Here is a 14,342-nt window from a genome sequence, read left to right as displayed (position 1 = left end):
ATAGCCCGCCCCCCCTCACGCCGCCTTCGCCGGCGGCAGCACCAGGTCGGGGTGTTCTTCCCGGATCAGCTCGAGAAAGATTTCCACCACCTCGGGGTCGAAGTGTTCGCCGGCGTGGTCGCGGATGTAGGCGACCGAATCCGGCAAGGGCCACGGTTCCTTGTAGGGGCGGCGGTAGAGCAGGGCGTCGAACACGTCCACCACCGCGACGATGCGCGCCGACAGCGGAATCGCGGTGCCGGCTACCCCGTTGGGATAGCCCTTGCCGTTGTAGTACTCGTGGTGGCCGGCGGCGATTTGCGCGCCGATCGACAGGTAGCTCTCGCCCTCCACCATGCTGGCGGATTTCTCCAGGATCTTGGCGCCGATGCTGGCGTGCTGCTTCATCACCTCCCATTCTTCCGGGTTGTGCTTGCTCGGGTTGTGCAGGATCAGGTCGGGGGTGCCGACCTTGCCGACGTCGTGCAGGATGCTCGCCATGCCCACCATTTCGAGAAAGCTCGGCGTCAGGATGTCGGGGTGCAGTCCCTTGGCCGCCATGCGGTGGGCGATGGCGTCGGTCAGCCGCTGCACCCGCAGCACATGGTCGCCGGTGGTGCTGTCGCGGTATTCGGCGAGGTCGGCCAGCGCCACCACGGTGGCCTCCTGGGCGTTCTTCATCTGGGTGTGGTAGTAGAGGTTGTCGAAGGCGGCGGCGATGCGGTTGCAGTACACCTTGAGCAGCTCCTGGTCCACCTCGGACAGCGGGCGCGGCGGGGTGAAGTAGATCACGAAGGTGCGCCGCGAGTGGGTATCGAAATACAGCACCGAACCGGGGTGGTTGAAAATGCAGCTGTGCTTCTCGGCGGCCTGCTGCATGGCTTGGAAGATGGCGCTGCTGCTGTCGAGCTGCCCGCTCTGCTGCAGCTCGGCAAACAGGCCGGTGGCCGCGATCACCTGCAGCGTGCCGCCGGCGATGGCGGCGTCCTCGCAGACGCACAGCACGCCGTCGGTGCCTACGTCGAGGATGGCGCTGATCTGGCGCAGCACGCCCGAGGCGAACTCGCGCAGCGACTGGATCTGGTACAGGTTGGAGGTGGCGGCCAGGATGGCGTCCAGTCCCTGGCGGCTGCGCTCGATGATGAACAGGCTTTCGTAGGCGCGCAGCGAGGCGATCACGGTGGTGAACAGCTTCTGCGCGGTGAGTTCGGTCTTGGCCTTGTAGTCGTTGATGTCGTAGGAGACGATCACCTCCTGTTCCGGCGCCTGGCCCGGCTGGCCGGTGCGCAGCACGATGCGCACCAGGCGGTTGCCCAGCCCCTCGCGCACTTCGCGCACCATCTCCAGCCCGGCGTGGTCGCTCTCCATCACCACGTCGAGCAGTACCAGCGCGATGTCCGTTTCCGTGCGCAGGATATCCATGCCTTCCTTGGCGCTGTAGGCGCTCAGGAGTTCGACGGCGCGGTCCTTGTAGCTGACGCCCTGCAGCGTCAGGCGGGTCACCGCGTGCACGTCTGGCTCGTCGTCCACCACCAGCACGCGCCAGGGGCGCAGCAGGGGAGGTGGCGGCGTGGTGCCCGCTTCGTCCTCGATCAGCCAGTCCTCCTGGCTCGTTACCGTTTCGGCGCTGTTCATCCCTTGCCCTCGCTGACCGCCGGCGCCACCGCCGGAAACTGCAGGGTGAAGCGCGTGCCCGCGTTGGGCCGGCTCTCCACCTGCAACCGTCCACCTAATTTACCGGTGACGATGTTATAGACAATGTGCAGCCCCAATCCGCTCCCGCCGGCGCTGCGCCGCGTGGTGAAAAACGGCGTGAACACGCGCGGCAGGTTCTCCGGCGCGATGCCCTTGCCGTTGTCGGCGAATTCCAGCGCGATCTCGCCGCCCAACTGTTGTGCCCGGATCGTGACCTCGCCCGGCTGTCCCTCGTCGAAGGCGTGGGTGAGCGAGTTGACCAGCAGATTGGTGATGATCTGGGCCAGCGCGCCGGGGTAGCTGTCGAGACGGATGCCCTCGGCGCAGTCGATGCTGACGCGGATGGCGCTGTGCTTGAACTTGGGGCGCAGGCTGGCGATGACTTCGTGCAGGTAGCCGGCGAGATCGAACTCGCGGCGCTCCTCGCTCATCTGGTCCACCGCCACCTGCTTGAAGCTCTGCACCAGGTGCGCCGCGCGCTCGGCGTTGACCTGGATCAGCCCGACGCTTTCGCTCGCCGTCTGCACGTAGCCCTGCACGTCTGATTTTTTCAGCTGCCCCGCCTCCAGCTGGCCGGCGAGCTGGCGCGTCTTGTCGCCGAGCAGGCTGGCGCAGGTGAGGGTGATGCCGACCGGGGTGTTGATCTCGTGCGCGATGCCGGCGACCAGCCCGCCCAGCGCCGCCAGCTTCTCGCTCTGCATCAGCGTGGCCTGGGCCTGCTTGAGGTTGTCGTAGGCCAGGCGGATTTCGGCCTCGGCCTGGCGTCCCTTTTCCACGTCTTCGGCCAGGCGCTGGGCGATGCGGTTGAAGCTGCGCACCACCTCGCCGAACTCGTCCTGGCGCTCGGTGAGCAGGGTGAGACTGTCCTCGCCGCCCTGGTGCTCGGCCGCCAGAGCCAGGGCGTCCTTCAGCGTCTCCAGCGGGTTCAGCACCATGAGACGCAACGCGATCGAGAGGGCGATCAGCAGCACCGCGTCCAGCGCCAGGATTTCGGCCACGCGGTTCAACACCTGGCTGCTCAACTGCGCCTCGATGCTGGCGCGCGACAGCCACACGCGGGCGTGGCCGAGGGCGTGGGTCTGGTTGAACTGCTTGAGGGCGAGCGGAACGTCGAGCCGCTCGGCGGCCGCCGCCTCGACCGGCTCTGCGCCGCGCGCCAGCAGCAGCTTGCCGTTTTCCTCGTACACCGCGATGCGCTCGACCGGGCTGGTCAGCTCCGCCGTCAGGTTCTGCTGCAGCAACGCCGTGTCGAGGTTCCAGATCGGCAAGGGCAGGTTGGTGCGCAGGCGCTGCTGCACGGCGCGGCGCGCTTCGCTGTACTGCTGCTCCAGCTGCTGGCGGGTGTTGAGGTAGGTCAGCCAGCCGGACACGCTCAGCACCGCCGTGACCAGCAGCACGAACAACAGGTTGAGGCGAAAGCCGATGCTGTGTTTCATCGAGAAGAAGGGTCTCGGTGGATGGAGGGCGTGGCCGGCGCGGGCTCACAGTTTCAAGATAGAACAAGGATGCGGCCGCCAAGAGCCTGTTCGCACCCTGGCGGCGCTTTCCGGGGCGAGGTGACGGCCGGGTGGCCGACGCGGGAGGAAAACGGGGTTGATGCCGGGCTGTTGCCTGCAAAATCAGGGCGCTAGACTGAAAGGGGCGGCCACCGGCCCCGTTTTGGCCGGCACGGGAGCGCCGCGGGAAAAACGCCATGCCAAACGATGCGGTGAGCGGATGGATCGTGCGTGCCGGTCGCAAGGGGCTGGCGGCGCTGTTGCTGGGCGCGCTCGCTGCGCTGTGCCCCGGCGCGACACTGACCCTGCTGTCCACCGAATACCCGCCCTATACCAGCCCCTCGCTGCCGCGGCAGGGCATCGCCACCGCCATCGCCGTGGAGGCGTTCCGCCGCGCCGGGCACCAGGTGGTGATCCAGTACCGCCCCTGGGCGCGTGCCCTGTACGAGGCCAAGGAGGGCAGCAGCGACGGCGTCGTCGGCCTGTGGCACTCCAGGGAGCGCGAGGCGTTCCTGGCGTACAGCCAGCCGCTGGTAGACAACGTGGTCGGCTTCTACGCGCGTGCCGATCGGCGCCACGACGTGCGCCGCCTGCCGCGGCTTCGCTCGCTCACCATCGGCGTGGTGCGCGGCTACCTCAAGCCACCCAATGTCGAGGCCGCGCGGCTGCGGACCGAGGAGGCTATCGACGACGAAGCCAACCTGCGCAAGCTGGCGGCGGGGCGCGTCGACCTGGCGCTGATCGACAAGGGGGTGGCCAGCTACCTGCTGCGCTACCGCCTGCCGGAGCAGCGCGGGCGGCTGGTGTGGCTGGAGCCACCGGTCTACTCGCTGCCGCTCTACGTCGGGTTCTCGCGGCGCGTGCCCGGCTGGGAACAGCGTCTGGCCGAGTTCAACGCCGGGCTGGCGGTGATGCGCCAGGACGGTTCGCTGGAACGGCTGCGCCATGAACTGGCCATGGAACCGCCGTCGGCTGGCAAATGAGGCGGCGCCCGGCCTTCGGCCAACCTGCGCGGTGCCGCCGCCGGGTCAGCGGTACTCCGGCAGCTTGGCCAGGCCCTCGCGCAGATGGTCGACCATCAGCCGCAGCTTGGCCGAGAGGTGGCGCTGCTGCGGGTAGACCGCCCACACCGCGGTGTTGGGCGGGGTGTGCGCCGGCAGCAGTTCCACCAGCCGCCCCTGGCGCAGCGGCTCTCGCACGTAGTAGTCCGGCAGCTGGCACAGGCCGAAGCCGCGCAGCGCGGCGTCCAGCACCGCCTGGCCGCTGTTGCAGCGCCAGCGCCCCTGCGGCTTGAAGTGCCAGGGGCGGCCGTCGAGGCGGAAGCTCCACACCGTCGAGGTACCGATCAGGCACTGGTGGCGTGCCAGTTCGCCCAGCGTGTGCGGCGTGCCGTGGTGCGCGAGATAGGCGGGAGCGGCGCACAGGTGCATGGTGCGGGGGGCTAAGCGCGTGGCGACCAGGCTGGAGTCGGCCAGCTGGCCCAGGCGGATGGCGAGGTCGAAGCCCTCGTGCAGCAGGTCGGCGGTGCGGTTGGTGAGCTCGATCTCCACCGCGAGTTGCGGGTGCCCGGCCATGAAGTCGTTCACCAGCGGCACCACGAAGCGCTCGCCGTAGGTGACGGCGCAGGTCATGCGCAGCAGGCCCTTGGGGCTGCTGTGCAGCGCGTTGACGGCGAGAAAGGCCTCGTCGCGCGCCTCCTGCAGCTGCTGGCAGTGGCTGAAGAAGGTCTGCCCGGCCTCGGTCAGGCTGACCTTGCGCGTGCTGCGGTAGAACAGCCTTGCCTGCAGCCGCTCTTCCAGCCGCATCACCTGGCGGCTGACGTGCGACGACGACACCCTGAGCCGTTCGGCCGCGCGCGAGAAGCTGCCGCTCTCGGCCACCGCGACGAATTCCGCTATGCCTTCCCAGCCGTCCATGTGCATCCTTTCCTCGAGTCGCCCATTATCCCTCAGTGGCAATAATGTTTCCCGAAAATCGCCTTTTAAACCCGGAGAGGGCAACCGATACTGTCGAGATAACTTCTTACCGTGGAGAACATCATGATCAAATCGCGTGCCGCCGTGGCCTGGGGCGCCAAGCGCCCGCTGGAAATCGAGCTGGTGGATGTGGAAGGCCCGAAAGAGGGCGAGGTGCTGCTGCGCATGGTGGCGACCGGCGTCTGCCACACCGACGCCTACACCCTGTCCGGCGCCGATCCGGAAGGCATCTTCCCGGCCATTCTCGGCCACGAGGGCGGCGCCATCGTCGAGGAAGTCGGCCCGGGCGTGACCTCGGTGAAGCCGGGCGACCACGTCATCCCGCTCTACACCCCGGAATGTGGCAAGTGCAAGTTCTGCCTGTCGGGCAAGACCAACCTGTGCCAGGCGATCCGCGCCACCCAGGGCAAGGGCCTGATGCCGGACGGCACCAGCCGCTTCTCGAAGGACGGCAAGCCGATCTACCACTACATGGGCACCTCGACCTTCTCCGAGTACACCGTGCTGCCGGAGATCGCCGTCGCCAAGATCAGCAAGGAAGCCCCGCTGGAGAAAGTGTGCCTGCTGGGTTGCGGCGTCACCACCGGCATGGGCGCGGTGATGAACACCGCCAAGGTCGAGCCGGGCTCCACCGTGGCCATCTTCGGCCTGGGCGGCATCGGCCTGTCGGCGATCATCGGCGCAGTGATGGCCAAGGCCAGCCGCATCATCGGCATCGACATCAACCCGGACAAGTTCGAGATCGCCAAGCAGCTGGGCGCCACCGAGGTGATCAACCCGCTCGACTACGACCGTCCGATCCAGGAAGTGATCGTCGATCTGACCGACGGCGGCGTCGACTACTCGTTCGAGTGCATCGGTAACGTCAAGGTGATGCGCTCGGCGCTGGAGTGCTGCCACAAGGGCTGGGGCGAGTCGGTGATCATCGGCGTGGCCGGCGCCGGCGAAGAGATCAGCACCCGTCCGTTCCAGCTGGTGACCGGGCGCGTGTGGCGCGGTTCGGCCTTCGGCGGCGTGCGCGGCCGCTCCGAGCTGCCGAGCTACGTCGACCGCTACATGAAGGGCGAGTTCGAGCTCGACACCTTCATCACCCACACCATGGGGCTGGACGACATCAACACCGCCTTCGACCTGATGCACGAAGGGAAGAGCATCCGCTCCGTGATCCTGTTCGACCGTTGAAAACCAGCTCACGATCCTGCTGCGCGCCCCTGATCGGGGCTCATATGCTCTGCGTGCGAATCTATCGCTGAGCCAATCGAAGATTGGCACGCAGGGATTCGCCCAGCGATGCGGAATCCTCATGGACTACGTGTCCATTCCGGTTCCTGTGCTGCTCTTCACTCCGCTGAGGGGCGCTCGCGACAGATCGTGAACAGGTTTTGCCTGCCAATTCATCTGAGGCGGCATCGCAGGATGGGTTTCGCTGCGCTTCACCCATCCTGCGGCACTCGATGGCCTGCTGAAGCAGGCACCCCATCCCCACCGATACACAAGGCCAAGACGATGACCGATACCCTGAAACTGGTGTCGTGCAACAAGAGCTTCGGCGGCTGGCACAAGCGCTACGCGCACCACTCCAGCACGCTCAACTGCACCATGCACTTCTCCATCTACCTGCCGCCTTCGGCCAACCCCGAGGCGCGGGTGCCGGTGCTGTACTGGCTGTCCGGCCTGACCTGCACCGACGAGAACTTCATGCAGAAGGCCGGCGCGCAGCGCGTGGCGGCCGAGCTGGGCATCGCGCTGGTGGCGCCCGATACCAGCCCGCGCGGCGAGGGCGTGCCGGGCGACCCGGCCGGCGGCTGGGACTTCGGCCTCGGCGCCGGCTTCTACCTCAACGCCACCCAGGCGCCGTGGTCGGCCCACTACCGCACGCACGACTACGTGGTGCACGAGCTGCCGGCGCTGATCGAGGCGGTGTTTCCGGTGGACGGCCGGCGCGCGGTCTCCGGGCACTCCATGGGCGGCCACGGCGCGCTGGTGTGCGCGCTGCGCAACCCGGGGCGCTACCGTTCGGTGTCGGCCTTCGCGCCGATCGCCAACCCGGTCAACTGCCCGTGGGGTGAAAAGGCGTTCAGCGGCTACCTCGGCCCCGAGCGCAGCCGCTGGCGCGAGTGGGACGCCTCGCTGCTGCTGGCGAGTGCCGAGGAGCGCCTGCCGCTGCTGGTCGACCAGGGCGACGCCGACGACTTCCTCGCCACCCAGCTGCACCCCGAGGCGCTGCGCCAGGCCGCCGACAAGGCCGGCTATCCGCTGACGCTGCGCCTGCAGCCGGGCTACGATCACAGCTACTACTTCATCGCCAGCTTCATCGAAGAGCACCTGCGCTTCCACGCCACGGCATTGCAGGACTGAAAACGCGGGAGAGGGCAAACGTTGGCCGAAGCCTTGCAAGACACAGCCGGCGCACCGATCACTCGGCGCGTCGGCTTTTTTTGTGGCGCAGGACATAGGCTCGGCGGTGTGCAGCGCGACCCATAGGCCGAGGTCGACGCCCCGCAGCCAGGGTTGGCCGAAGCCCGCACAAAAAAACCGGCGCATCGTGTCAGCGATGCGCCGGTTGTGTCCGGTGTGCCGTGCCTAAGCGCCTCAGCCCCGCGCCGCCACCTTGGGCGGGTAGAGCAGCAGCCCACCGCCGTCTTTCTTCTTGCCGCCCGCCTGGCCCAGCTTGGGCGGGGCGCCGTCGGCGACGAAGTAGGGCGCCTGCGAGCGCGGCAGTGGCGTGCGGCCGCGAATCTTGTCGGCGATCTTCTCGGCCATCATGATGGTCGGCGCGTTGAGGTTGCCGGTGACCACGCGCGGCATGATCGAGGCGTCCACCACGCGCAGGCCCGAGAGGCCGTGCACCAGGCCCTCGTTGTTCACCACCGCCATCGGGTCGCTGGCGTCGCCCATCTTGCAGGTGCAGGACGGGTGCAGCGCGGTCTCGGCATGGCTCTTGACGAAGGCGTCGATCTCGGCGTCGCTCTTGGCGCCGATGCCGGGCTGGATCTCCTTGCCCCGGAACGGGTCCATCGCCTTCTGGTTGATGATCTCGCGCGTCAGGCGCACCCCGGCGCGGAATTCCTTCCAGTCCACCGGGTCGGCCATGTAGTTGAACAGCAGGCGCGGCTTGTCACGCGGGTCGCGGCTCTTGAGCTTGACGTAGCCGGTGCTGGTCGAGCGCATCGAGCCGACGTGGCACTGGAAGCCGTGCGCCTTCACCGCATTGCTGCCGTCGTAGTTGGCCGCCAGCGGCAGGAAGTGGTACTGCAGGTTGGGCCAGGCGAACGAGGCGTCGCTGCGGATGAAACCGCCTGCCTCGAAGTGGTTGCTGGCGCCCGGCCCGGTGCCCTTCAGATACCACTCGAGGCCGATGCCGGGCTTGTTCCACCATTGCAGCGCCGGGTAGAGCGACACCGGCTGCTTGCACTCGAACTGGACGTACATCTCGAGGTGGTCCTGCAGGTTCTCGCCGACGCCGGGCAGGTGGACGACCGCCTGGATGCCCGTCGCCTTCAGTTCGTCGGCGTTGCCGACGCCGGAGCGCAGCAGCAACTGTGGACTGGCGATGGCGCCGTTGCTGACGATCACCTCGCGCCGCGCGCGCGCTTCCCTGGGCTGGTCGCCCTGGATGTAGCGCACGCCGACGGCGCGCGAGCCCTCGAACAGGATGCGGTCGGCCAGGGCGCGGGTCTGCACCGTCAGGTTGGCGCGCTCCTTGGCCTCGTCGAGGTAGGCGCGCGAGGTGGAGCAGCGCTTGCCGTCCGCCGTGGTGGTGCGGTCCATCGGGCCGAAGCCTTCCTGGCGGTAGCCGTTCAGGTCGTCGGTGCGCGGGTAGCCGGCCTGCTCGCCGGCCTGGACGAAGGCCTCGAACAGCGGGCTGACGTCGGCCTTCGGCGTGGTGACGTGCAGCGGGCCGCTGCCGCCGTGGTAGTCGTTGGCGCCCTTGTCGTAGGTCTCGGCCTTGCGGAAGTAGGGCAGGCAGTCCAGATAGCTCCAGTCTTCCAGCCCCTGGTTCTCGGCCCAGCCGTCGTAGTCCAGCGCGTTGCCGCGGATGTACACCATGCCGTTGATCAGCGATGAGCCGCCCAGGCCCTTGCCGCGGCCCTGGGTCATGATACGGTTGTTCATGAACGGCTCGGGCTCGGTGGTGTAGGCCCAGTTGTAGGTCGTGCCCTGCAGCGGGTAGGCCAGCGCGGCCGGCATCTGGGTGCGCCAGTCGAGCCGCCAGTCCGGGCCGCCGGCTTCCAGCAGCAGCACGCTGACGTCGGCGTCCTCGGTCAGGCGCGCGGCCAGCACGCAGCCGGCCGAACCGGCGCCGACGATGATGTAGTCGAATTCCGTTTTCATCACTCTTCTCTTCGTAGCGAGTCGCTAACACAACCTGATGTAGCGGACCGGGCTAAGCGCCGCCGCCGACACGAGGCATGGCCGACGTGTCTGTACCGCGACATGCCGCTCGTCCGCCCCGGGCGTGGGGCGAATCCCGGCGCGGGGTTCGCTCGCCAGCGCCACAACGCCAGGACGGTTGTTGTCAGTGGCTCATTCGTACGGGCAGGCCACGCCGGACAGTTCCACGTACACGCTCTTGAGTTGGGTGTAGTGGTCCAGCGTCACCAGGCTGTTCTCGCTGCCGATGCCGGATTCCTTCAGGCCGCCGAACGGCATCTCGATCGGGGTGATGTTGTAGTTGTTGATCCAGCACACGCCGGCCTGCAGTTTGCCGACCACGCGGTGCGCGCGCGAGATGTCCTTGGTGAACACCCCGGCGGCGAGCCCCAGACGGGTGTCGTTGGCGCGGCGGATCACCTCGTCTTCATCGCTGAAGCGCAGCACCGACATCACCGGCCCGAAAATCTCCTCGCGCACGATGCTCATGTCGTCGGTGCAGTCGGCGAAGATGGTCGGCGCGATGAAGTTGCCGCCCTCGCAGCCGGGCACCGTCACGCGGTTGCCGCCGGCCAGCAGCCTGGCGCCTTCGGCCTTGCCCAGCTCGACGTACTGCATCACGCTGTCCGCATGGCTCTTGGACACCTGCGCGCCTACCTGGGTTGCCGGGTCCATCGGGTCGCCGATCTTGAGCTTGCGCGTGCGGCTCACCAGCTTCTCGAGGAAGGCGTCGTAGATCGAGTCGTGCACGAACACGCGCGTACCGTTGGTGCAGATTTCGCCCTGGGTGTAGAAGTTGGCCAGCATCGCCGCCGAGACCGCCTGGTCGAGATCGGCGTCGTCGAAGATCACCAGCGGCGACTTGCCGCCCAATTCCATGGTGATGCGCTTCAGCGTCTTGGCGGCGTCGGCCATGATCGCCTTGCCGGTGTCCACCGAGCCGGTGATCGACACCTTGGCCACCTCGGGGTGGGCGATCAGCTGGCGCGCCGCCGCCGAGGTGCCCTGGATCACGTTGAACACGCCGTCCGGCACGCCGGCCTCGGTGTAGACTTCGGCCAACTTGGCCGCCGTCATCGGGGTCAGCGAGGCCGGCTTGTAGATCATCGCGTTGCCGCAGGCCAGCGCCGGGCCGGACTTCCAGCAGGCGATCTGCAGCGGGTAGTTCCAGGCGCCGATGCCGAAGCAGATGCCGAGCGGCTCGCGCCGGGTGTAGGCGAAGGCGCCCTTGAGCGGGAACTGCTGGCCGTGGATGCTGGCGGCGAGGCCAGCGAAGTATTCGATGCAATCGGCACCGGACAACACGTCCACCACCTCGGCTTCCTGGATCGGTTTGCCGTTGTCGCGCACTTCCAGTTCGGCCAGTTCGCGGTTGCGTTCGCGCAGGATCTGTACCGCACGGTTGAGGATGCGGCCGCGCTCGGCACCGGTCATGGCCGACCACACTTCGAAGCCTTGGCGCGCAGCCTCGATCGCCAGCTGTACCTCGGCCTCGCCGGCCTGTTGCACACGGCAGATCACCTCACCGGTGGCCGGGTTGATGTTGTCCACCAGCGGCAGGGAAGGGTTGTCGATATATCGTCCACCGATATAGCTGCGCAGAATGTTGTCGCTCACTGTAGCTCCTTTGTCGTTGACCCTTGCGTGGCTGTCTTTGGCTCATGCCGCAACGCGCCTTTATACGACCTAGATTGAGCCACGTCACCCCCTGCGGCCACCTGTCTGTTTCCGACGTCAACCCCTTCTGCGGCGACACTCGCCAAGGTGCGGGCGTGGTGGTGGGCCTGCAGGGCGAAGAGGTTATGCCTGATAGCTCTGGTAGAATATATTCATATGCCAATAGTCAATAATACCGTTGCGCCGCCCGAGGTTGCCGGAGTCTAGCGGTTATCGACCCGACCGGATACTGGCCTGCTGGCTGATCGTCTCGGCCGCATCGGCACCCTGCGCGGTCCGACTTTGGCCGGGCTGATCCTGCCATTGTGGGGGCTGGGCGGGGCGTTCATGCTCGGCACCACCTGCTTTGCGCTGGCGGCGGTCGTGGTGTATCGGCTCGGGGTGGAAACGCGCGGATGTCGCTTGAGTTTGCCGGCTTCCGGGCGGCGGCCCTTCACGCGGGGCATGAAGAACCCCGTCTCCTAATCTAATCCGGACGTTTTTTCTGTGCTGGTTCTTCGGTTAATTGCAATTCAAACCGGTTTGATAATATAAAAGAGCTTCATCATGAGCCGAAGCTGGCAGGAGGAAGCATGCAGGAGGCAGCAGCCGCGCCACAGCCGCGGGACTATGACGTCCTGGTGGTGGGGGGAGTGGGGATCGATACCATCGTACGCGTGCCGGAGCTGCCGTTGCCGCTCGCCGATTCGGTGCACGTGCCGCCGGTGCGGGACTACGTGGCGCATACCGGCAACGGCGTAGCCCAGGCTTGCCACATGCTGGGACTGAAAACCAAGTTCATCGACTACATCGGCGCCGATCCGCAGGCGCAGCAGATCCTGCGGCGTTACGCGGCGATTGGACTCGATTTCAGCCATCTCGTACATGAGAGCGGCACCCGCCGCAGCGTCAACTTCGTCGATGCGCAGGGGCGCCGGCAATCGTGCTATGACGGCCGCCATCCGGCCGAGCTGCGCATGCCGCGCGAGTTCTACCTGCCTTTTTTGCGCCATGCCCGCCACGCGCATTTTTCGATCATGCACTGGGTGAGCGAACTCTACGACGATGCGCGCGAGGCTGGGGTGACAGTGTCGACCGATCTGCACGATTGGGATGGGCTGAATGATTATCACCGCCAGTTCGCCCTGCGCTCGGACTTGGTGTTCGTCAGCACCGCCGCATTGGGCGCACGGCGCGATGCGGTCATGCGCGCCATTCTGCGGGACGGCCGCGCTCGGGTGGTGATCGCGATGGCGGGCGGGGAGGGCAGCTATCTGCTGACGCATGAACACGAGGTCCCGCGTCATTTCCCGGTGGTGGACCTGCAACGCCCCATCGTCGATAGCAACGGCGCCGGCGATTCCTTCGTCGGCGGCTTTCTCCATGGTCTGTTCCAGGACAAGCCATTGGCCGAGTGCATGCGTTATGGCTCGATCGGTGGCGCCTATGCCTGCGGCTGCCATGGCACGCATGAGGAGTTCCTGACGCGGGCCGGCTTCGAGCGCTACTACAAGCAGCTGTTCGGCTAAACCGCATCATTTTCGATAAAGGGGGGGAGAATGAAACCAAGCACACTCAAGAAAGCTGCCGGCGTGCTGGCCGCCGTGGCCGGTTTGCAAATGGCGGCGCCGGCCGGCGCCGCCGCGTCCATGCCGGGCATGCCGGATCTGGGGCCGGTCGCCATCGAGCGGCACGATAGCGGCCTGCCGGCCGACTGGATGCGCAAATCTGTGTTCATGGAAATCCTGGTGCGCGCCTATCAGGACAGCAACGGCGATGGCGTGGGCGATCTGCCCGGCCTGATCCGCCGCCTCGACTATCTCAAGTCGCTCGGCGTCGGCGCACTCTGGCTGTTGCCGATCTACCCGAGCGCCGATCGTGACCACGGCTATGCCGTCACCAATTACCGCGACGTGGCGCCGGAATTCGGCAGCCTGGCTGACTTGGACCGCCTGGTGCAGGAGGCGCACCGACGCGGCATCGCAGTGATCCTCGACTACGTGATCAACCATAGCGCCGACAGCCTCCCGCTGTTCGAGGCGGCCAAGGCCGATCCCGCCTCGCCGTGGCGCGACTGGTACGTGTGGTCGGCCGCCAAGCCGGAAGGTTGGACCACTTACGGCGGCGACCCGTGGCACGCCGGTGCCGGTGGCTACTATTACGCTGCGTTCTCGCCGCAGATGCCGGACTTCAATTTCCACAACCCGGCGGTGCTGGAGTTTCATCTGAACAATCTGAAGTTCTGGCTCAACCGCGGCATCGACGGCTTCCGTTTCGACGCGGTCGGCGCGCTGGTGGAAAACGGCCCGCTCGCCTGGGAGAACCAGCCGGAAAACCTCCGGATCATGGCCAGCATCCGCGCTCTGGTGGAGCAGTACGGCAAGCGTTATATGGTGGCGGAGGTGCCGGGCGCGCCGGCCGAGTTCGCCGCGGCCGATTCGGCCGGCAGCGCCTTCGCCTTCGGCCTGCAGCACGAGATCGTCAAGAGCGCCCAGCTCGGCCGTGTGCAGCCGGGCCTGCTCGATTATCTCAAGCACAATCCGGTGGAGCGCATGGGCACTTTCCTGGCCAACCACGACAGCTTCGCCGGCGCGCGGCTGGCGCAGCAGTTCGATGGCGACGAGGCGGCCAACGAGCTGGCCGCCGCTACGCTGTTGACCCTGCCGGGCATTCCTTTCCTTTACTATGGCGAGGAAATCGGCCAAGGGCCGTCGGAGGCGGTGCAGTACGAGGATCAGCGCCTGCGCGGGCCGATGAGCTGGGACGGCAGCGGCGCCGGCTTTTCCGCCGGTAAGCCGTTTCGCCCGCTGGCAGACAATGCGCAAAGCCACAATGTGGCAAGCGAGGACGGCCGGGCGGATTCGTTGCTGAACCGCTACCGGGCTTTGATCCGACTGCGCCGCGAGCAGCCGGCGCTGAGCATCGGAACTCTGCAGTTGCTGAGCAATGATGATGACCCGGCCTTGGTGTTCGAGCGGTCGCTGGAGAAACAGCGGCTGTTGGTGGCGATCAATTATTCGTCCGGCGAGGTCCCGCTGAAATTGCCAGCGGGGCGCTGGCGGCCGGTGCATCCTGCACCGGCTGCAGGTTTGGCCATTGCCGCCCCGCTACGCTTGGCGCCGCAGCAGGTGGCGGTGTTCAAGTCGTCGGCCGAGTGAGGGCATGG

Annotated in this window: 10 protein-coding genes; 5 read left to right on the top strand and 5 right to left on the bottom strand. The window is 66.9% G+C overall.

Annotation, left to right across the window (positions count from 1 at the left end; all coding sequences use genetic code 11):
- Window positions 1-15: 15 nt before the first annotated feature.
- Together FURADRAFT_RS17555 and FURADRAFT_RS17550 are read right to left on the bottom strand one after the other, a co-directional pair.
- Window positions 16-1,614, bottom strand: coding sequence for a DUF3369 domain-containing protein (locus FURADRAFT_RS17555; RefSeq protein WP_008955520.1), 1,599 nt, complete (start codon window positions 1,612-1,614; stop codon window positions 16-18).
- Complete coding sequence (locus tag FURADRAFT_RS17550) at window positions 1,611-3,110, bottom strand: sensor histidine kinase (protein ID WP_008955519.1); 1,500 nt, start codon at window positions 3,108-3,110, stop codon at window positions 1,611-1,613. Before FURADRAFT_RS17550 ends, FURADRAFT_RS17555 begins: the two co-directional genes overlap by 4 nt.
- A gap of 257 nt (window positions 3,111-3,367) precedes the next feature.
- Between FURADRAFT_RS17550 and FURADRAFT_RS17545 the strand changes: the two genes are divergently transcribed.
- On the top strand, window positions 3,368-4,153 hold the full coding sequence (locus tag FURADRAFT_RS17545) for a substrate-binding periplasmic protein (protein ID WP_008955518.1): 786 nt from the start codon (window positions 3,368-3,370) through the stop codon (window positions 4,151-4,153).
- A 45-nt stretch (window positions 4,154-4,198) separates the two neighbouring features.
- On the opposite strand, the gene FURADRAFT_RS17540 is transcribed toward FURADRAFT_RS17545, so the two are convergent.
- A complete protein-coding gene (locus FURADRAFT_RS17540; RefSeq protein ID WP_008955517.1) occupies window positions 4,199-5,086 on the bottom strand; it encodes a LysR substrate-binding domain-containing protein in 888 nt (295 codons plus the stop codon).
- A 123-nt stretch (window positions 5,087-5,209) separates the two neighbouring features.
- Here FURADRAFT_RS17540 and FURADRAFT_RS17535 point away from each other — a divergent pair, with 123 nt between their 5' ends.
- Both FURADRAFT_RS17535 and fghA read left to right on the top strand, forming a co-directional pair.
- Window positions 5,210-6,328, top strand: a complete 1,119-nt coding sequence (locus tag FURADRAFT_RS17535) for an S-(hydroxymethyl)glutathione dehydrogenase/class III alcohol dehydrogenase (protein WP_008955516.1) — start codon at window positions 5,210-5,212, stop codon at window positions 6,326-6,328.
- Between the two features lie 336 nt (window positions 6,329-6,664).
- Window positions 6,665-7,504: an S-formylglutathione hydrolase gene (gene fghA, locus FURADRAFT_RS17530; RefSeq protein ID WP_201441970.1), complete on the top strand. Its 840-nt coding sequence runs from the start codon at window positions 6,665-6,667 to the stop codon at window positions 7,502-7,504.
- A 234-nt stretch (window positions 7,505-7,738) separates the two neighbouring features.
- Here the strand turns inward: fghA and betA are convergent, their stop codons facing one another.
- Both betA and betB read right to left on the bottom strand, forming a co-directional pair.
- Entirely contained in the window at window positions 7,739-9,481 is a 1,743-nt protein-coding gene (gene betA / locus FURADRAFT_RS17525; protein ID WP_008955514.1) for a choline dehydrogenase, read from the bottom strand.
- Between the two features lie 192 nt (window positions 9,482-9,673).
- Window positions 9,674-11,137 carry a betaine-aldehyde dehydrogenase gene (betB, locus tag FURADRAFT_RS17520; protein ID WP_008955513.1) on the bottom strand — a complete coding sequence of 488 codons (1,464 nt, stop codon included), beginning with the start codon at window positions 11,135-11,137 and terminating at the stop codon, window positions 9,674-9,676.
- A gap of 632 nt (window positions 11,138-11,769) precedes the next feature.
- Between betB and FURADRAFT_RS17515 the strand changes: the two genes are divergently transcribed.
- Window positions 11,770-12,705, top strand: a complete 936-nt coding sequence (locus FURADRAFT_RS17515) for a carbohydrate kinase family protein (RefSeq protein ID WP_008955512.1) — start codon at window positions 11,770-11,772, stop codon at window positions 12,703-12,705.
- A gap of 30 nt (window positions 12,706-12,735) precedes the next feature.
- Entirely contained in the window at window positions 12,736-14,334 is a 1,599-nt protein-coding gene (locus FURADRAFT_RS17510; RefSeq protein ID WP_008955511.1) for an alpha-amylase family glycosyl hydrolase, read from the top strand.
- The last annotated feature ends 8 nt before the right edge of the window (window positions 14,335-14,342 follow it).

The sequence above is a fragment of the Pseudogulbenkiania ferrooxidans 2002 genome, assembly GCF_000174355.1.
Taxonomy (GTDB): domain Bacteria; phylum Pseudomonadota; class Gammaproteobacteria; order Burkholderiales; family Chromobacteriaceae; genus Pseudogulbenkiania; species Pseudogulbenkiania ferrooxidans.
Note: the sequence above shows the minus strand (reverse complement) of the source record. Positions and strands in the feature narration are given on the sequence as shown.

Bases quoted from the DNA above. Each gene is read 5' to 3' on its own strand.
- FURADRAFT_RS17555 (WP_008955520.1), bottom strand. From the start codon at position 1,614: ATGAACAGCGCCGAAACGGTAACGAGCCAGGAGGACTGGCTGATCGAG.
- FURADRAFT_RS17550 (WP_008955519.1), bottom strand. From the start codon at position 3,110: ATGAAACACAGCATCGGCTTTCGCCTCAACCTGTTGTTCGTGCTGCTG.
- FURADRAFT_RS17545 (WP_008955518.1), top strand. From the start codon at position 3,368: ATGCCAAACGATGCGGTGAGCGGATGGATCGTGCGTGCCGGTCGCAAG.
- FURADRAFT_RS17540 (WP_008955517.1), bottom strand. From the start codon at position 5,086: ATGGACGGCTGGGAAGGCATAGCGGAATTCGTCGCGGTGGCCGAGAGC.
- FURADRAFT_RS17535 (WP_008955516.1), top strand. From the start codon at position 5,210: ATGATCAAATCGCGTGCCGCCGTGGCCTGGGGCGCCAAGCGCCCGCTG.
- betA (WP_008955514.1), bottom strand. From the start codon at position 9,481: ATGAAAACGGAATTCGACTACATCATCGTCGGCGCCGGTTCGGCCGGC.
- FURADRAFT_RS17515 (WP_008955512.1), top strand. From the start codon at position 11,770: ATGCAGGAGGCAGCAGCCGCGCCACAGCCGCGGGACTATGACGTCCTG.
- FURADRAFT_RS17510 (WP_008955511.1), top strand. From the start codon at position 12,736: ATGAAACCAAGCACACTCAAGAAAGCTGCCGGCGTGCTGGCCGCCGTG.